The sequence below is a fragment of the Streptomyces finlayi genome (genome assembly GCF_014216315.1).
Classification (GTDB): Bacteria; Actinomycetota; Actinomycetes; order Streptomycetales; family Streptomycetaceae; genus Streptomyces; species Streptomyces finlayi_A.
On sequence record NZ_CP045702.1, the window covers coordinates 818,462 to 836,951 of the forward strand.

The 18,490-nt window shown below is 69.8% G+C and carries 15 protein-coding genes; 11 read left to right on the forward strand and 4 right to left on the reverse strand.

The window, feature by feature from the left end; all coding sequences use genetic code 11:
- Positions 1 to 83: 83 nt before the first annotated feature.
- Positions 84 to 2,531 (reverse strand): MFS transporter, encoded by a 2,448-nt coding sequence (locus F0344_RS03815; RefSeq protein WP_185297411.1) that lies wholly within the window; start codon positions 2,529 to 2,531, stop codon positions 84 to 86.
- A gap of 188 nt (positions 2,532 to 2,719) precedes the next feature.
- Positions 2,720 to 3,163 (reverse strand): SRPBCC family protein, encoded by a 444-nt coding sequence (locus F0344_RS03820; RefSeq protein ID WP_185297412.1) that lies wholly within the window; start codon positions 3,161 to 3,163, stop codon positions 2,720 to 2,722.
- Positions 3,164 to 3,423: 260 nt separating this feature from the next.
- On the opposite strand from F0344_RS03820, the gene F0344_RS03825 reads away from it, so the two are divergent.
- Positions 3,424 to 5,025: an alpha/beta hydrolase gene (locus F0344_RS03825; protein WP_185297413.1), complete on the forward strand. Its 1,602-nt coding sequence runs from the start codon at positions 3,424 to 3,426 to the stop codon at positions 5,023 to 5,025.
- A 34-nt stretch (positions 5,026 to 5,059) separates the two neighbouring features.
- On the opposite strand, the gene F0344_RS03830 is transcribed toward F0344_RS03825, so the two are convergent.
- The gene (locus F0344_RS03830) at positions 5,060 to 5,635 is read right to left on the reverse strand and encodes an adenylosuccinate lyase (protein ID WP_185297414.1); all 576 of its coding nucleotides are present in this window, start codon (positions 5,633 to 5,635) and stop codon (positions 5,060 to 5,062) included.
- 370 nt (positions 5,636 to 6,005) lie between these two features.
- On the opposite strand from F0344_RS03830, the gene F0344_RS03835 reads away from it, so the two are divergent.
- Both F0344_RS03835 and F0344_RS03840 read left to right on the forward strand, forming a co-directional pair.
- Positions 6,006 to 7,787 carry a 3-hydroxyacyl-CoA dehydrogenase family protein gene (locus F0344_RS03835; protein ID WP_185297415.1) on the forward strand — a complete coding sequence of 594 codons (1,782 nt, stop codon included), beginning with the start codon at positions 6,006 to 6,008 and terminating at the stop codon, positions 7,785 to 7,787.
- A gap of 100 nt (positions 7,788 to 7,887) precedes the next feature.
- Entirely contained in the window at positions 7,888 to 8,706 is an 819-nt protein-coding gene (locus tag F0344_RS03840) for a TetR family transcriptional regulator (protein ID WP_185297416.1), read from the forward strand.
- Positions 8,707 to 8,717: 11 nt separating this feature from the next.
- Here F0344_RS03840 and F0344_RS03845 read toward each other — a convergent pair whose 3' ends face one another.
- On the reverse strand, positions 8,718 to 9,470 hold the full coding sequence (locus F0344_RS03845; protein WP_185302502.1) for a restriction endonuclease: 753 nt from the start codon (positions 9,468 to 9,470) through the stop codon (positions 8,718 to 8,720).
- A 124-nt stretch (positions 9,471 to 9,594) separates the two neighbouring features.
- Between F0344_RS03845 and F0344_RS03850 the strand changes: the two genes are divergently transcribed.
- From F0344_RS03850 to pssA, 8 genes are all read left to right on the forward strand, one after another.
- Positions 9,595 to 10,392, forward strand: coding sequence for a GNAT family N-acetyltransferase (locus F0344_RS03850; RefSeq protein ID WP_185297417.1), 798 nt, complete (start codon positions 9,595 to 9,597; stop codon positions 10,390 to 10,392).
- Between the two features lie 359 nt (positions 10,393 to 10,751).
- Positions 10,752 to 12,089 carry a crotonyl-CoA carboxylase/reductase gene (gene ccrA, locus F0344_RS03855; protein ID WP_185297418.1) on the forward strand — a complete coding sequence of 446 codons (1,338 nt, stop codon included), beginning with the start codon at positions 10,752 to 10,754 and terminating at the stop codon, positions 12,087 to 12,089.
- Position 12,090: 1 nt separating this feature from the next.
- A complete protein-coding gene (locus tag F0344_RS03860) occupies positions 12,091 to 14,103 on the forward strand; it encodes a protein meaA (RefSeq protein ID WP_185297419.1) in 2,013 nt (670 codons plus the stop codon).
- Positions 14,100 to 15,065 carry an HpcH/HpaI aldolase/citrate lyase family protein gene (locus tag F0344_RS03865; protein WP_185297420.1) on the forward strand — a complete coding sequence of 322 codons (966 nt, stop codon included), beginning with the start codon at positions 14,100 to 14,102 and terminating at the stop codon, positions 15,063 to 15,065. The genes F0344_RS03860 and F0344_RS03865 overlap by 4 nt, the downstream gene beginning before the upstream one ends.
- Before the next feature lie 2 nt (positions 15,066 to 15,067).
- Complete coding sequence (locus F0344_RS03870) at positions 15,068 to 15,571, forward strand: MaoC family dehydratase (protein WP_185297421.1); 504 nt, start codon at positions 15,068 to 15,070, stop codon at positions 15,569 to 15,571.
- Positions 15,572 to 15,598: 27 nt separating this feature from the next.
- The gene (locus tag F0344_RS03875) at positions 15,599 to 16,804 is read left to right on the forward strand and encodes an acyl-CoA dehydrogenase family protein (RefSeq protein WP_185297422.1); all 1,206 of its coding nucleotides are present in this window, start codon (positions 15,599 to 15,601) and stop codon (positions 16,802 to 16,804) included.
- 180 nt (positions 16,805 to 16,984) lie between these two features.
- Positions 16,985 to 17,632: a phosphatidylserine decarboxylase gene (locus tag F0344_RS03880; protein WP_185297423.1), complete on the forward strand. Its 648-nt coding sequence runs from the start codon at positions 16,985 to 16,987 to the stop codon at positions 17,630 to 17,632.
- Positions 17,619 to 18,473: a CDP-diacylglycerol--serine O-phosphatidyltransferase gene (gene pssA, locus F0344_RS03885; RefSeq protein WP_185297424.1), complete on the forward strand. Its 855-nt coding sequence runs from the start codon at positions 17,619 to 17,621 to the stop codon at positions 18,471 to 18,473. Before F0344_RS03880 ends, pssA begins: the two co-directional genes overlap by 14 nt.
- Positions 18,474 to 18,490: the final 17 nt, after the last annotated feature.

Consider the following 18,490-nt stretch of genomic DNA (forward strand, 5'->3'; position numbering starts at 1 on the left):
CAGGACGGCACTCGAGCACACCGAGGACAGCGGCTACGAGGAGATCGCCCGCCTGCTCCGCGGGTGAGGGGCGGGCACGCCGCTCAGTCCTCGTGACCGAGCTGGAGGTCCCGTTCGGTGCGACCGCCGCCCGCCATCTGGAGGACCGTCGCCACGGGCGGGTACCCGGCGGCGATGACCGTGTACTCCCCCGAGGACAGGTCGACGAACCTGAAGGTGCCCTCGGGGCCTGTGGTGAGGGTGTCGACCACGTTGCCCGCCGCGTCGAGCAGAGTCACCCGGGCGTCCTCCACGGGCCGCCCGCCGTTGGCCCGTACGGTGCCGCGCAGGACGGCGCCACCGGCCAGTTCGATGTCCTGCCGGGTCTCGCGGGCCGCCTGCACGCTGACCGGCAGCGCGGCCGGCCTGAACGCCGGGGCGCTGGCGGCGAGGGTGTATTCGCCGGCCACCAGCTCCGTGATCACATAGCCGCCCTCCCGCCCCGTGCGGGCGGTCGCGACGACCTCGCCGCGTACGTCGGTCAGGGTCACCGCGGCGTCGCGTACCGGGAGTCCGTCGGCCGTGACGACCGTACCGGCGAGCCGGCCGGCGCCGCCGAGGACCACGTCGAGCTCGACGGGCCGGTCACCGACGGTGACGCTGACGGCCTGCGGCTGGTGCCCGCCCGCCGCGGCGATCAGGACGTACGAGCCGGAGCCGGGCACGCTCAGCGCGTACCGCCCGTCGTCGCCGCTGGCGCTCCGCCCGGCCTGCATCCCCTGACCGTCGATGAGGGTGAGGGCGGCCCGCGGGACCTTGGTGCCGTCGGGGTGCTGGACGTAGCCGCAGACCGGCACGCCGGCTGCGTGACCGACCGTCACCGTGACCGAGTTCGAACGGGCGGCGGGGACGGTCGCCGAGCCGAGTGCCGTGTCGGCTGCCGTGTCGGGGATGGGGTGGGACACCAGCGGTTTCTCCTTGAGGAAGAAGGCGAGGAACAGACCGAGCAGAAGGACCGGCACCAGGTACAGGAAGATGCGTGGCATCGCGTCGGCGTACGCCTGGATGTAGGCGTCGCGCAGAGCGGGTTCCATGGCGTGGACCAGTTGTGGGGTGATCGACTCCGGGTCGGGGAGCCCGACGCCGGCCGGGAGGCGTACGTCGAGGGCGTCCGAGAGCCGTCCGGCGAAGAGCGTGCCGAAGATCGCGGCCCCGACGCTGCCGCCGATCTGCCGGAAGTAGTTGTTGGCGCTGGTCGCGGTGCCCAGGTCGGCGGGGCGCACCGAGTTCTGCACGGCGAGCACCAGCACGGGCATGACCAGGCCGATCCCCAGGCCCAGGACGGCCTGGGCGAGGCTGTACTCGAAGCGGGAGGTGCCGGTTTCGAGCCGGGAGAGCAGCCACATGCCGACGGCCGAGATCGCACTGCCGGCCAGGGGGTAGATCCGGTAGCGGCCGGTACGGGAGATCAGCTGCCCGGAGACGACGGAGGCGCCGACGATGCCCCCCATCATCGGCAGCATCAGCAGTCCGGACTCGGTGGCGGAGGCCCCGTCGACCATCTGGAGATACGTCGGCAGGTAGCTGGCCGCGCCGAAGAGCGCGACGCCGATGACCGCGCCGACAAGCCCCGTGACGGTGAAGACCGAGTCGCGGAAGAGATGCAGCGGAATGATCGGTTCGGGCGCGCGGCGTTCCACCGCGAGGAAGAGCAGGGTCGTTCCAGCTGCTCCGGCGGCGAGCCCCAGGATGGTCCGCGAGCCCCAGGCGTACTCGGTCCCGCCCCAGCTCGTGAGCAGCACGAGGCAGGTGGACGCGGCGGCGAGCAGCACCGCGCCGAGGATGTCGAGGCGGGGGCGTACGGTCGGCTTGGGGAGCTTGAGCACGACGGCGATGACGACGAAGGTGACGAGGCCGAACGGGACGTTGATGTAGAAGCACCAGCGCCACGAGGCGTGGTCGGTGAAGAAGCCGCCGAGCAGCGGGCCCGCGACGGACGCGAGGCCGAAGACCGCGCCGATGAGGCCCATGAAGCGGCCTCGCTCCCGGGGCGGGACGATGTCCGCGATGATCGCCTGGACGCCGATCATGAGGCCGCCGCCGCCGATGCCCTGGATCGCGCGGAACGCGATCAGCTCGTCCATGGTGCGGGACCAGCCGGCGAGCGCGGAGCCGATGACGAACACGACGATGGCGAACTGGAAGACGCCCTTGCGGCCGAAGAGGTCGCCGAGCTTCCCGTAGATCGGCAGGCCGATCGTGGAGGCGAGCAGATAGGCGGTGACCGCCCAGGACATCTTCTCCAGGCCGTGCAGCTCACCGACGATCTTCGGCAGTGCGGTGGCGACGATCATCTGGTCGAGCGCCGCGAGCAGCAGGGTCAGCATCAGGCCGACGAAGACCATCCTGACCCGGCCGTGGGTGATTTCGGAGGGCGGGACGGCGGGCGCGGCGGGGTCCTGGTCCGACGGCGGTGGGGGTGGCGCGGTCCGTGTCCCGGCTCCCCCTGTGCCACTCGGTTCGTCCTTCACCAGAGTGATCCCACCCACCACGAAACGCTCCCCTCGTCGCACCTGCGCCGCCCATTTGTCGCATCGCGCGGCAAGGCGGGGCAAACGCGACCGGGAGTGCGACCGGCGCATTCGGAGGGCTTATGCGCCGGTCGGGGGCACTACGGCGCACAACCGGCCGTCCCGGAAAACCACCCGTTCCGGTGAGGCCGGCCGACGGCGCCCGGAGGCTACTTCTCGACCTCGGTGGCGAGGTTCTGGAGCAGTTCGTCGTAGATGCGGCCGAGCCCCTTGGGCGCGAAGGTGCGCTCGAAGAACCCGCCGATGCCGCCGGCGCCGTCCCACACCGTGGAGACGACCGCGCGGGACCTGCCCTCGCCGGCCGGGGTGACGGTCCAGGTGGTGACCATCGAGGAGTTTCGGTCCTTCTCGACCAGCTGGCCGTCGGTCGGCTCGGTGACGTCCAGCAGGCAGTCACGGACGCGCTTGCTGGTGGCCTGGAGCTTCCAGTGCACGACGGTGCCCTCACCGTCGCCGCCCTCTCGCACCTCGTACTCGCCGAAGTGACCGGTCATCACCTTGCCCCGGACCTCCTTGTAGTCGGCCAGCGCATCGAACACCGCTTCCGCGTCCGCCGCGATGACCCGCTCTGTCGTTGCCTCGACCTGCGCCATGCCTGTTCCTCCACCACTCGACCGTTCGGGGTGTGCTGAGCCAACCACCTCGGGCACGCCCCTCAAAATCGGTCACGCATGATCATGGGAACGGAAGTTCTATTCTCTGCCCACGTCACCCACGTCACCCCGCCCACGCGTGTCCCCCTGTCCAAATGGGTCAACTCTCGGCAGATCGTGTCCTTCCGGGCCGGAATGCGGGGAACATGCGGCGGGGGCAGCGGCACCCTCGGCCGTGCTCCCTCATCTCGGGAGGCCGTATGACGAAACGTGCAGGAATTCTGGTAGCCGTGGGCGCGGCGGTGGCGGGCCTGGTGACCGCCGTACCGTCCGCCGCGACCACCGACACGGGGACGGGAGCGTCCCGCGCCGCACCGGTCGAGTGGACCGGCTGCGCGACCAAGTCGTATCCGACGCTGCAGTGTGCGACGGTCCGTTCCCCGCTCGACCACGACCGCCCGTCGGGCCGTCAGGTCGCCCTCGCGCTCTCCCGGATTCCGCACACGGCGAAGACCTCGCAGGGCCCGCTCCTGGTCAATCCGGGCGGCCCCGGTGGCAGCGGACTCTCGATGGCCGGATTCGTGGCCTCCGCACTTCCCGCGAAGCTCGCCGCACAGTACGACGTGATCGGCTTCGATCCGCGCGGGGTCGGGAAGAGCCGCCCGGCGCTGAACTGCCTTCCCACGCACTTCGACCCGGTGCGCCCCGACTCCGTACCCCGCTCCCACCAGGACGAGCAGGCCCTCCGCGAGCGGGCCGCGAACTTCTCCGCGGCGTGCGGCGAGAAGCACGGGGATCTGCTGCCGTACATGGACACCGTCAGCGCCGCCCGGGACCTGGATGTGATCCGGGAGGCCCTGGGCGCGCGGCAGATCAACTACTTCGGCTACTCCTACGGCACCTACCTGGGCGCGGTCTACGCGAAGCTGTTTCCCGAGCGGGTCCGGCGGCTGGTGCTGGACTCCGTCGTCGACCCCGAGGGGGTCTGGTACGACGACAACCTCGGTCAGGACTACGCGTTCGACGCCCGCCACAAGGCGTTCGCGGCCTGGGTCGCGAAGCATGACGCCACCTACGGCCTCGGCCAGGACCCGGCGAAGGTCGAAGCGGCCTGGTACGACCTGCGCGAGTCGCTGCGGACGCGCCCCGCGGGCGGCAAGGTCGGAGCGAGCGAGCTCGAGGACACCTTCATGCCCGGCGGTTACTACGACGGCTACTGGCCATATCTGGCCGAGGCGTTCGCCGGGTACGTCCTCGACAACGACGAGGACGCCCTCGTCTCGGCGTACGAGAACTTCGGCGCCACCGGCGCGGGCGGCGGGAACAGTTACTCGGTCTACACGGCCGTGCAGTGCCGGGACGCCGGATGGCCGCGGGACTGGAACACCTGGCGCAACGACACCGCGACGGTGCACGCCAAGGCCCCGTTCATGGCCTGGAACAACACCTGGTACAACGCGCCGTGCGCTTCCTGGCCCGTGGCACCGCTGAATCCGGTGCGGGTGACCAATCACCGAATCCCGCCGGCCCTGCTGTTCCAGGCGACCGACGACGCGGCCACCCCGTACGAAGGCGCCGTCACCATGCACCGCAAGCTGAAGGGCTCCGGCCTCGTCGTCGAACAGGGCAGCGGGAACCACGGCATCACACTGAGCGGGAGCACCTGTCTGGACGCGTACCTGGTGGACTACCTCGCCACGGGCAGGGTCCCGCGCGGCGAGGGCGGCCGGGTGGACGCGGTCTGCGAGGCGCTCGCCGACCCGAAGCCGCTGCCCGCGGAGAAGTCGCTGCGGAGCACGGACGGCGCCGGTGGCGGTTTTGACGGCAAGGCGCTGCACGGGATGCTCGGCTTCCGCGGCTGACCGGGCCCGCCGGGCCGGTGGCCGGCCGGGCAGTTCACTGCCCGGCCGGCAGTCGGCCGAGGGCCTCGGCCGCGGCTCCGCCGAGGCGGGGGTGCGGCAGCGCCGCTTCGAGGACCGGTCGGGCCGCGCCGTCACCCAGTCGGCCCAGCCCCTCCACACAGGCGAGGGCCACACGCCAGTGCGGCTCGTCGGGGTTCAGCAGGCGCTCCAGGGTGCTGACCAGGGCGGGTACCGATTCGGGGGCCCGCAGCTCGGCCAGCAGCCGGACGGGGTGCACCGCGTAGGCCGTGCGCAGGGTGTTGGTGGCGAGTGCCGCGGCGGCCCGGGGTGTGCGCGGGTCGCCGAGGCGCACCAGGGCGTGGGCGGCGGAGACACAGCGTTCGGGATCGCGGTGGTTGAGGAGGAGGACCAGTGCCTCGAAGGCCCTGCGGTCACCCGAGCAGCCGAGCCGGAACGCGGCGATCTCACGCGCCCACAGAGGGCGTCCCCGCTCCACGAGCACCCGGGCCAGCTCCTCGTCGTCGTCGGTGGCCACGAGCCGGTCGTACGCCGCCGAATCCCCCGCCTCCCCACACAGCCGGTCCGTCAGCGACCTGAACTCCTCATCCATGACGCTCAGCGTATCGGCGGACACGGACCGTACGGGCCCGGCCGCCGGACAGGCAGCCGCGAAGTGTGGTCCAGTGCACAGGGACTCAGGGCTGGCGCGCTCGTTACCCGCCGGTTAACCTCATGTGAGCGGGGCACAACCCCGTTGCTCCGACGGCCTGGTGACGCAGCCGCCCGGAGTGCTTGTCGGTTCGGCAGCTTTGTGAGACGCGACTCGGGACGGAGTCCGTCACCCTTCCCGGTTCCGGGTACGCCTGTGGCGCCCCGGCCCGTGCACCACGACACGCAGCTCGCGCACGCCCCGCGCCCGGACTCCTTCCTCGCGCGCTCCGTGCTTCCTCTTCAGTCGTCACTCACCCTGGAGTCCCGTGATGGACACCCCGCTCAGCACCATCGCCGTCGTCGGTCTCGGCACCATGGGAACCGGCATTGCCGAGGTCCTGGCCCGTGCGGGCCGCGAGGTCATCGGCATCGACATCAGTGACGAGGCCGCCCGCCGGGCCGTCGCCTCCCTGGAAGCCTCCACCGCCCGCGCCGTGCGGCGCGAGAAGATCACCGAGGAGGAGCGGAGCGACGTCCTGGCCCGCTTCCGTACGTTCTCCGACCTCCAGGCCGCCGCCGCGGCCGAACTGGTCATCGAGGTCGTGCCCGAGTCCTACGAGATCAAGCAGCAGGTCTTCCGCGACCTCGACGCCGTCGTCTCCCCCACCGCGATCCTGGCGACGGGCACGAACGCGCTGTCGGTGACCCGGCTGGCCGCCGAGTCGCAGCACCCCGAGCGGGTGCTGGGCCTCCACTTCTTCAACCCCGCGCCCGCGATGAAGCTGGTCGAGGTGGTCTCCTCGGTGCTCACCGCGCCGCCGGCCGTCGAGACCGTCACGCGGCTGGCCAGGGAGCTGGGCAAGGAGCCGGTCGCGGTCGGCGACCGGCCGGGGTTCGTCGCGGACGGCCTGCTGTTCGGCTACCTCAACCAGGCCGCGGCGATGTACGAGGCGAACTACGCCTCGCGTGAGGACATCGACGCCGCGATGAAGCTGGGCTGCGGGCTGCCGATGGGCCCGCTGACCCTGCTCGACCTGATCGGCGTCGACACCGCGCGTACGGTCCTGGAGGCCATGTACTCCGCGTCGCACGACCGGCTGCACGCCCCGGCCCCCATCCTCAAGCAGCTCAGCGAGGCGGGCCTGACCGGGCGCAAGACGGGCCGCGGTTTCTACACGTACGACGCTCCGGGCGGCCAGACGGTGGTGCCGGACGCACTGACGCCGAAGGAGAGCACGGGGGCGGTCGCCGGGCGCCAGGTGAACTCCGTGGGGGTCGCGGGGTCCGGGACGATGGCCTCGGGCATCGCCGAGGTCTTCGCGAAGGCCGGCTACGACGTGGTGCTGGCCGCGCGCGGCCAGGAGAAGGCGGACACGGCCAAGGGCCGGATCGCGAAGTCGCTGGAGCGTTCGGTGGCCAAGGGCCGGCTGACGGCCGAGGCGCGGGACGAGACCCTCGCACGGATCACCGCCGCCGGTTCGCTGGACGCCTTCGCCGACGTGGACCTCGCGGTCGAGGCGGTCGCCGAGGACCTGGCGGTCAAGCAGCAGCTCTTCGCGACGCTGGACAAGGTCTGCCGGCCCGGCGCGGTGCTGGCCACCACGACCTCGTCGCTCCCCGTCATCGCGATCGCACGGGCCACGGCACGGCCCGAGGACGTGATCGGGATGCACTTCTTCAACCCGGCGCCCGCGATGAAGCTGGTCGAGGTGGTCCGCACGGTGCTGACCGCCGACGACGTCCACGCCACCGTCCGCGAGGTCTGCGCGAAGGTCCGCAAGCACCCGGTGGACTGCGGGGACCGGGCGGGATTCATCGTGAACGCGCTGTTGTTCCCGTACCTCAACAACGCCATCAAGATGGTCGAGGAGCACTACGCGACCCTCGACGACATCGACGCCGCCATGAAGCTGGGCGGCGGCTACCCGATGGGGCCGTTCGAGCTCCTGGACGTCGTCGGGCTCGATGTCTCGCTGGCCATCGAGAAGGTCCTGCACAGCGAGTTCCGCGACCCGGGTCTCGCCCCGGCGCCCCTGCTGGAGCATCTGGTGGCCGCGGGCTGCCTCGGCCGCAAGACCGGCCGCGGCTTCCGCGAATATGCCCGTCGCTGAGCCAGGAGGCGGGAGGGGCGGGTGGGGCGGGTTGCTGGGCCGTGCGGGCGGCCCGCCCCCACGGGCGCGTCCCCCCGCACCGATGCAGTACGTTCACACCATGTCCCAGCCCGCCAGGTCCACCCGTACCTCAGTCGCGCCCGATGCCCCGGAGACCGCCGCGGGCACCCGCGCCGCCGCCCAACGGCTCAAAATGCGCCGTGAGCTGGCAGCCGCCGCGATGGAACTCTTCGCGACGAAGGGGTACGAGGCGACGACGGTCGACGAGATCGCGGGTGCCGCGGGCGTCGCCCGGCGGACGTTCTTCCGCCACTTCCGCTCCAAGGAAGAGGCGATCTTCCCGGACCACGACGACACCCTCGTACGGGCCGAGGCCGTCCTCAACGCGGCGCCGGCGCACGAGCACCCGCTCGACACGGTCTGCCGGGGCATCAAGGAAGTCATGAAGATGTACGCGGCCAAGCCCGCGGTCTCCGTGGCCCGCTACAAACTGACCCGTGAGGTGCCCACGCTGCGGGAGGCGGAGATCGCCTCGGTGGCCCGCTACGAGCGGCTGTTCACCCGCTATCTGCTGGGCCACTTCGACGAGCGCGACCACCATGTCGGCAATGACGACCCGCTGCTGGCCGAGGTAGCCGCGTCAGCCGTCGTGACCGCGCACAACCATGTGCTGCGGCGCTGGCTGCGGGCGGGCGGCCAGGGCGATGTGGAGGCGCAGCTCGACCACGCCTTCGCGATCGTCCGGGACACCTTCGGCTCCGGAATCGGGGCGGGGCGCACCGCGGCGGCCGAGCCGTCGAAGACCCCGGCCGCCGCCACGGTGGCGACGGAGGGCGAGGTGCTGGTCGCGGTGGCGCGGACGGACGCGCCGCTCGACGAGGTGATGCGCACGATCCAGCAGGCGCTGAAGGACCGCTGAGAGCCGCGTGGTCAGAGTCCGCCGGTCCGGTCGTCCACCGGAGGGGCCGCCTCCCAGGGCGGTGGCGTGCCGCCGTCGCTCCACGCCGCGAGGGCCTCGTGGTCCACGCAGAGAATGCCGCACCGGTCCGCGTAGTCGAGGGCGGGGTAGGTGAACGCGCCCGTCGTCACGACGAGCGCGACGTCGGCTTCGTGCACGGCGAAGCAGGTGCCTCCGAACCGCTGCACGTCCTGGGAGCCGACCTTGTTCTCGGCGCCGTACCGCTTGCACTGGATGACGACGCGCCGCCCGTCGCGGGCTGTCGCGACGACGTCGGCCCCGAGGTCTCCCGCTCCGCCGACGACCTCGACGTCCTGGCAGCCGTCGCGCTCGCAGAGTCCGGCGACGGCCTGCTCGAACTCGTCCGCGTCCAGCGCCGCGTAGTCCACCGGTCCGGTGGCGTCCTGCGCACGCAGGGCTGCGGCGGCCTCGGCGAGTCCGGTGTCCACGAGGTCGTGGGTGACCTCGGTCACCGCCGCGGTGGCCCTGCACGCCGCCCTGCGACGGGAGCGGCTGCGCAGCAGCGCCACCGCCCCCGTCACCAGGAAGGCCGTCACCACGACGGCGACGGCCGGATGTCTTCCGGCGCTCTGCCAGGCGGCCCGCAGGACGGTCCCCGCTCCCCAGATCAGCACAGCGGCGAGCGCGAAGCCCACGGCCGTGCGGCGGACGCTGAATGCGGGCCGGCTGTCCGGCGCGGTGCCTCTGCGGGCGGGTATCGCCATCTTCGGTGCCTCTCCCAGCTGCTGGTCGTCCAAGATCACTCGCTTGTGCCACCTGCCCCGGCCCGCGGCGCCGACGCGGGGGAATCCGTTTGCTCCTGCGGGCCCCGGCTGTTCAGGTGGCCGCATGGAATCCGAACGAGATGCGCTGCTTGCCCTGTTCGACCACGAGATGCGGGAACACGCACGTCCCGAAGGCCCCGGTGTCCGGGTCGAGCGTGCCGGTGACGTCGTACGCCAGGTCGGCAGGGCCGACGACTGGAACGGTGTCGTGTGGTCCGCCCCCGGCCTGGACTCCGCCCGGGCCGACACGGCGATCGCGGCGCAGGTCGCCTACTTCACCTCGCTCGGCCACGACGCGTTCGAGTGGAAGGTGTACGCCCACGACCGGCCCGCCGACCTGCCCGAGCGGCTGCTGGCCGCCGGATTCGTACCGGAACCGCCGGAGACCCTGCTGGTCGCCCCGGTGGCGGACCTCCCGACCGCCGTCGTCCTGCCGGCGGGCATCGAGCTGCGGACCGTGACCGACGCGGCCGGCGTGGAGCTCATGGGCCGGGCCCATGAGGAGGCGTTCGGCACGGACTGGGCGCGGATCGGCCACCAGGTGCTCACCCGGCTGAAAGAGGACGCGGACAGCTTCGTGGGGGTCCTGGCGATGGCGGGCGACGAGCCGGTCGGCTCCGCCCGGATGGAGTTCTGTCCGGGCACGGGCTTCGCGGGGCTCTGGGGCGGCGGGACGGTGGCCCCCTGGCGCGGCAAGGGCGTCTACCGGGCGATGGTCGCCTACCGCGCCCGGATCGCGGCGGAGCGCGGCTACCGCCATCTCCAGGTCGACGCCACCGACCGGTCCGCCCCGATCCTGCGCCGACTGGGCTTCTCGGAGCTGAGTACGACGACGCCGTACGTGTACCGCCCCGTGCGCTGACCGCTCGTCGGCAGGACAGACCATCCCGTAGCACCCATGGTGTTGCTCATGCGTGCCCTCAGGATGACAAGTGAGAGAAATTGTTGGCACTCGGTGCCTTGTCAGGTGTCACGGAGTGCCATACGTTGATGGTGTCCGGGCGGCCGGCGTGCTGGGACCTCACGTACGCCGGCTGTCCCCGCAAACCACGTGTCTGCGCGCCCGGGCGCCTGCGTCACAGGCAAACCCTTCTGCTCCACAGAGCAAGCCGAAGCTCCACCCGCCGAACCGACGGCACACCTCCACACCGCACCGAACGCCCTGCCCGCAGGGTCCCCTCAAGCGTTCCCTCGACGCCCAGCTTTGCCGGAGGCATCACCGTGAAGGAAATCCTGGACGCGATCCAGTCGCAGGACAGCACGGCCGCGGACTTCGCCGCCCTGTCCATCCCCGAGTCCTACCGCGCGGTAACCGTGCACAAGGACGAGGCCGAGATGTTCGCGGGCGTCGCCAGCCGCGACAAGGACCCCCGCAAGTCCCTGCACCTCGACGAGGTGCCGGTTCCCGAGCTCGGTCCTGGCGAGGCCCTGGTGGCGGTCATGGCCAGCTCGGTCAACTACAACTCCGTGTGGACGTCGATCTTCGAGCCCGTCTCGACCTTCGGTTTCCTGGAGCGGTACGGCAAGCTCAGCGACCTCAGCAAGCGCCACGACCTCCCGTACCACGTCATCGGCTCCGACCTGGCGGGCGTCGTGCTGCGCACCGGCCCGGGCGTGAACGCCTGGCGGCCGGGCGACGAGGTCGTCGCGCACTGCCTCTCGGTCGAGCTGGAGTCCTCCGACGGCCACAACGACACGATGCTCGACCCCGAGCAGCGCATCTGGGGCTTCGAGACCAACTTCGGCGGGCTGGCGGACATCGCGCTCGTCAAGTCCAACCAGCTGATGCCCAAGCCCCAGCACCTCAGCTGGGAGGAGGCCGCCGCTCCGGGCCTGGTCAACTCCACCGCGTACCGCCAGCTCGTCTCGCGCAACGGTGCGGGTATGAAGCAGGGCGACAACGTGCTGATCTGGGGCGCGAGCGGCGGACTCGGCTCGTACGCCACGCAGTTCGCGCTGGCCGGCGGCGCCAACCCGATCTGTGTCGTCTCCAGCGACCAGAAGGCGGAGATCTGCCGGAAGATGGGCGCGACCGCGATCATCGACCGCAACGCCGAGGGCTACAAGTTCTGGAAGGACGAGCACAACCAGGACCCGCGCGAGTGGAAGCGGTTCGGCAAGCGCATCCGTGAGCTGACCGGTGGCGAGGACGTGGACATCGTCTTCGAGCACCCGGGCCGCGAGACCTTCGGCGCGAGTGTGTACGTCACCCGCAAGGGCGGCACGATCGTCACCTGCGCCTCGACCTCGGGCTACAACCACGAGTACGACAACCGCTACCTGTGGATGTCGCTGAAGAAGATCGTGGGCTCGCACTTCGCCAACTACCGCGAGGCGTGGGAGGCCAACCGGCTGGTCGCCAAGGGGAAGATCCACCCGACGCTGTCGAAGGTCTACTCCCTGGAGGACACCGGCCAGGCCGCGTACGACGTGCACCGCAACCTCCACCAGGGCAAGGTCGGAGTGCTCGCCCTGTCCCCCCGTGAGGGCCTGGGCGTGCGCAACCAGGAGATGCGCGAGCAGCACATCGACGCCATCAACCGCTTCCGGGACATCTGACATGGCCGAGCGCCGGAAGGACCGGCCCTGGCTGATGCGGACGTACGCCGGTCACTCGACGGCCGAGGCGTCCAACGCGCTCTACCGGCGCAACCTCGCCAAGGGCCAGACGGGTCTGTCGGTCGCCTTCGACCTGCCGACGCAGACGGGGTACGACCCCGACCACGTCCTCGCCCGTGGCGAGGTGGGCCGGGTCGGTGTTCCCGTCTCGCACATCGGTGACATGCGGCGGCTGTTCCAGGACATCCCCCTGGAGCAGATGAACACCTCGATGACGATCAACGCCACCGCGATGTGGCTTCTGGCGCTCTATCAGGTGGTCGCCGAGGAGCAGGGCGCCGACCCGGGGAAGCTCCAGGGCACGACGCAGAACGACATCGTCAAGGAGTACCTCTCGCGCGGAACGCACGTGTTCCCGCCGGTTCCCTCGCTGCGGCTGACGACCGACATGATCACGTACACGGTCAACCGCATCCCCAAGTGGAACCCGATCAACATCTGCAGCTACCACCTGCAGGAGGCGGGAGCCACTCCGGTCCAGGAGATCGCGTACGCCATGTCGACGGCCGTCGCGGTCCTCGACGCGGTCCGTGACTCCGGGCAGGTGCCCGAGGAGAAGTTCGGCGACGTGGTCGCCCGCATCTCCTTCTTCGTGAACGCGGGCGTCCGCTTCATCGAGGAGATGTGCAAGATGCGCGCCTTCGGCCGCATCTGGGACCAGGTCACCCGTGAGCGGTACGGCATCGAGAACCCCAAGCAGCGGCGTTTCCGTTACGGCGTGCAGGTCAACTCCCTGGGTCTCACGGAGGCCCAGCCGGAGAACAACGTCCAGCGCATCGTGCTGGAGATGCTGGCCGTCACCCTGTCCAAGGACGCCCGTGCCCGCGCCGTCCAGCTGCCCGCCTGGAACGAGGCCCTGGGGCTCCCCCGCCCCTGGGACCAGCAGTGGTCGCTGCGTATCCAGCAGGTCCTCGCGCACGAGAGCGATCTGCTGGAGTACGAGGACATCTTCGCCGGGTCGCACGTGATCGAGGCCAAGGTGGAGTCCCTGGTCACCGAGTCGCTCGCCGAGATCGACCGCATCGAGCGGATGGGCGGCGCCATGGCCGCCGTCGAGTCCGGGTACCTCAAGTCCGAGCTGGTGTCCTCGCACGCCGCCCGGCGGGCCAGGATCGAGGGCGGCGAGGAGAAGATCGTCGGCGTCAACATCTACGAGACGACGGAGCCCAACCCGCTCACCGCGGACCTCGACGCCGCGATCATGACGGTGGATCCGGAGAACGAGGCCCGGGTCGTCGCCGCTCTCCACGAGTGGCGCGACAACCGCGACGAGGCACGCGCCACCGAGGCGCTCGCCGCGCTGAAGAAGGCCGCCGCCGGCACCGAGAACATGATGGAGGCGACCGTGGAGTGCGCCCGGGCGGGCGTCACCACGGGCGAGTGGTCCTGGGCGCTGCGCGATGTCTTCGGCGAGTTCCGTGCCCCGACCGGTGTCTCGTCGGCCCCGGTCGCGGTGACGGCCGAGGCGGGCACCCCGCTGGCCCTGGTCCGCGAGAAGGCCGCGCGTACCGCCGAGGACCTGGGGGCGGGCCGGCTGCGTCTGCTGGTCGGCAAGCCGGGTCTGGACGGTCACTCCAACGGCGCCGAGCAGATCGCCGTACGGGCCCGTGACGCCGGTTTCGAGGTGGTCTACCAGGGCATCAGGCTGACGCCCGAGCAGATCGTCTCGGCGGCCGTGGCCGAGGACGTGCACTGCGTCGGCCTGTCGATCCTGTCCGGCTCGCACGCCGAGCTGGTGCCCGATGTGCTGCACCGGCTGCGCGAGGCCGGGGCGCCGGACATTCCGGTGATCGCGGGCGGCATCATTCCGCCCGCCGACGCCGCCGCCCTGATCGGAGCCGGCGTCGCCGCCGTCTTCACCCCGAAGGACTTCGGCATCACGGAGATCATCGGCCGTATCGTCGACGAGATCCGGAAAGCGAACAAGCTCGACCCTCTGGAGGTCTCCGCATGACCACGCCCGTGAACCGTCTGCGCCCGCGCCGCTCCTGCCTGGCGGTACCCGGCTCGAACCCCCGGTTCCTGGAGAAGGCCCAGGGCCTCCCGGCCGACCAGGTCTTCCTCGACCTGGAGGACGCCGTCGCGCCGCTCGCCAAGGAAGGCGCCCGTCAGCACATCGTCGACGCGCTGAACAACGGCGACTGGACGGGCAAGACCCGGGTCGTGCGGGTCAACGACTGGACCACGCACTGGACGTACCGCGACGTCATCGCCGTCGTCGAGGGCGCCGGCCCCAACCTCGACTGCATCATGCTGCCGAAGGTCCAGGACGCCCAGCAGGTCGTGGCCCTGGATCTGCTGCTGACGCAGATCGAGAAGACGATGGGCTTCGAGGTCGGGAAGATCGGCATCGAGGCGCAGATCGAGAACGCCAAGGGTTTGGTGAACATCGACGACATCGCCGCCGCCTCGCCGCGCCTGGAGACCCTGATCTTCGGCCCGGCCGACTTCATGGCCTCGATCAACATGAAGACCCTGGTCGTCGGTCAGCAGCCCCCCGGTTACGGCGCCGACGCGTACCACTACATCCTCATGCGCATTCTGATGGCGGCCCGTACGCACGACCTCCAGGCGATCGACGGCCCCTTCCTCCAGATCCGTGACGTGGACGCGTACCGCGAGGTCGCGGGGCGTGCGGCGGCGCTGGGCTTCGACGGCAAGTGGGTGCTGCACCCCGGTCAGGTCGACGCGGCCAACGAGGTGTTCTCACCCGCGCAGGAGGACTACGACCACGCCGAGCTGATCCTCGACGCCTACGACTGGTGCACCTCCGAGGAGGGCGGCAAGAAGGGCTCGGCGATGCTCGGCGACGAGATGATCGACGAGGCCAGCCGCAAGATGGCGCTCGTCATCGCGGGCAAGGGCCGTGCGGCCGGAATGCAGCGCACCTCCAAGTTCGAAGCCCCGGAGGCCTGATCATGCAGTTCGGACGCACATATGAGGAATTCGAAGTCGGTGCCGTCTACAAGCACTGGCCCGGAAAGACGGTCACCGAGTACGACGACCACCTCTTCTGTCTGCTGACCATGAACCACCACCCGCTCCACATGGACAGCAATTACGCCGGGAAGACGACCGACTTCGGCAAGAACGTCGTCGTCGGCAACTACATCTACTCGCTGCTGCTCGGCATGTCGGTCCCGGACGTGTCGGGCAAGGCGATCGCGAACCTGGAGGTCGAGTCGCTGAAGCACATCGCGCCGACCTTCCACGGGGACACGATCTACGGCGAGACGACGGTCCTCGACAAGACGCCGTCGAAGTCCAAGAGCGACCGCGGGATCGTGTACGTCGAGACCAAGGGCTACAAGCAGGACGGCACCGTCGTCTGCGTGTTCCGCCGCAAGGTGATGGTCCCCACCGAGACGTACATCAAGGAGCGCGGCGGCGAGCAGCCCGGTCGCCCCGTCCCCTCCAACTAACCGCGTGAAGCCACAGGAGAAGCAGTCATGACGCGACTCGCCCAGACCGCCGGTCTGACCGACATCCAGCAGGAAATCCTCTCCACGGTCCGGGATTTCGTCGACAAGGAGATCATTCCGGTCGCGACCCAGCTGGAGCACCGCGACGAGTACCCGACGGAGATCGTCGAGGGGCTCAAGGAACTCGGCCTGTTCGGGCTGATGATCCCCGAGGAGTACGGGGGTCTGGGTGAGTCGCTTCTCACGTACGCGCTGTGCGTGGAGGAGATCGCCCGCGGCTGGATGAGCGTGTCGGGCATCATCAACACGCATTTCATCGTGGCGTACATGCTCAAGCAGCACGGGACGCAGGAGCAGAAGGACACCTTCCTGCCGCGCATGGCGCTGGGCGAGGTGCGGGGCGCGTTCTCCATGTCCGAGCCGGCGCTCGGTTCGGACGTCTCCGCGATCACGTCCAAGGGCGTGCGGGACGGCGAGGAGTACGTCCTCAACGGCCAGAAGATGTGGCTCACGAACGGCGGTACGGCCAACCTGGTCGCGGTCCTGTGCCGCAGTGACGAAGGACACCCCGAGGGCACGGCGCCGCACAAGTCGATGACGACCTTCCTCGTGGAGAAGGAGCCGGGCTTCGGCGAGGTCCGCCCGGGCCTGACCATCCCCGGAAAGATCGACAAGATGGGTTACAAGGGCGTCGACACGACGGAACTCATCATGGACGGCCTACGTATTCCGGCCAATCGTGTACTCGGCGGCACGACCGGCCGAGGTTTTTACCAGATGATGGACGGAGTGGAAGTCGGCCGGGTCAATGTGGCCGCACGTGGCTGCGGTGTAGCTCAGCGTGCTTTTGAGCTGGGTGTTTCGTACGCACAGCAGCGCCACACCTTCGGAAAGCCGATCGCCCAGCACCAGGCCATCCAGTTCAAACTGGCCGAAATGGCCACCAAGGTCGAAGCCGCTCATGCGATGATGGTGAATGCGGCACGCAAAAAGGACTCCGGGGAACGAAACGACCTGGAGGCAGGGATGGCGAAGTACCTCGCCTCCGAGTACTGCAAGGAAGTCGTCGAGGACGCCTTCCGTATCCACGGCGGTTACGGCTTCTCCAAGGAGTACGAGATCGAGCGCCTCTACCGGGAGGCCCCGATGCTGCTGATCGGTGAAGGTACCGCCGAGATCCAGAAAATGATCATTGGGCGCCGACTCCTCGAGGAGTACCGGTTCCAGGGCTGATGTCCCCTTCTAGGTGATTTTGCCGCGAAGAACATCACACCCTGTGATCCTCGGCCGGCGCCCGTCGGCGGTTCGACTCGGCTGCTGGCTTGCCCAGTTGTGGCCCGCAACCGATAGCATCGCCGGAAAAGCCGCCGTCCCCCGTTGCCTGCGCGGCACCATCCGCTACGAAGGTCATTCATGCCCGACAGCCATACCTCTGCACCCCGCGGCGGGGTCCGCCTCGCACGCGGAGCTTCGCCGTGGCTCCTCCCGACCGTCGCCACTGCGGCTCTCAGCCTCGTCCGGGCTCGCAAGTCCGGGCGCTGGGCCGCAGTGGCCGTGCCCACCACCGCGCTCGCGGCGGGCATGCTCTGGTTCTTCCGCGACCCCGAGCGCGAGATCACCGAAGGCCGGGTCATTTCGCCGGCCGACGGCGTGGTGCAGAGCATCATGCCGTGGAAGGACGGGCGCACCCGCGTCGCGATCTTCATGAGCCCGCTGAACGTGCACGTCAACCGTGCACCTCTGGCCGGCACGGTGACCTCGGTCGAGCACATCCCCGGTGGGTTCGTTCCGGCGTTCAACAAGGAGAGCGAGAACAACGAACGCGTTGTCTGGCACTTCGACACCGAGCTCGGAGACATCGAGATGGTGCAGATCGCGGGAGCGGTCGCCCGTCGCATCGTTCCGTACCTCCCGCAGGGCACGAAGGTCGAGCAGGGCGAACGCATCGGCCTGATCCGCTTCGGCTCGCGCGTGGACATCTACCTTCCGGAAGGTATCGATGTCGCGGTCGAGGTCGGCCAGGCCACCACCGCGGGGGTGACTCGCATTGACCGTGATTGATCCTGATACGCAAGCCGGCTGGGTGTCGGAGGCGGCCGACGAGGACGACGTCGAGGACATGCCGCTGTCGATGAGGCTGTCGATAGCGGACACCCTCACACTCGGTAACGCCACCTGTGGATTCATGGCGGTGTACTTCACCACCACGGGCATCCTCATCCCGCACCTCACGGGCAGCAACGAGAGCGGCATGGCGCGGAACTCCGCCGCCACCGCCGTCATACTGATGCTGCTGGCGGCGATCTTCGACCTCTGTGACGGCCTGGTCGCGCGCAAGCTGCGCTCCTCGCCGATGGGCGCGGAGCTGGACAACCTCTCCGACCTGATCAGCTTCGGGCTCGCTCCGGCGTACTTCGTGCTGGTGTACGGCATGGTCGCGGACGACGCCCAGCAGCGGGTGTCGGCGCTGGCCGCCATCGTGGTGCTGCTGGCGGTGGTCCTGCGGCTTGCGAGATTCTCCTGCGTGACCTTGAAGGACGGCATGTTCCAGGGCATGCCGAGCCCCTTCGGCGCGCTCACGGTGGTCTCGATCGTGCTGCTGGAGCTGCCCTTCGTGCCCACGCTGCTCGCGATCGTCGGAGTGGCGTGGCTGATGGTCAGCCGGGTCGAGTACCCCAAGCCGCGGGGCGTCCTCGCGGTGGCGATGCTCGGCTGGATCGTGGCCGCGATGGGCCTCCTCGCCGCCTGGGCGTTCGACGCCCCGGGCGGTCAGCTGCTCCTCCAGACGGGCTGCGCGCTGCAGGTCGTGATGGGTGCGGTGATCCCGCTGTTCGCGACGGCACGACGGGTGAACACCTTCCGTGGCAACCGGCGCGAGGCGCGTGCGGCTCAGCTGCCGTAACGCCTGACACAGCACGT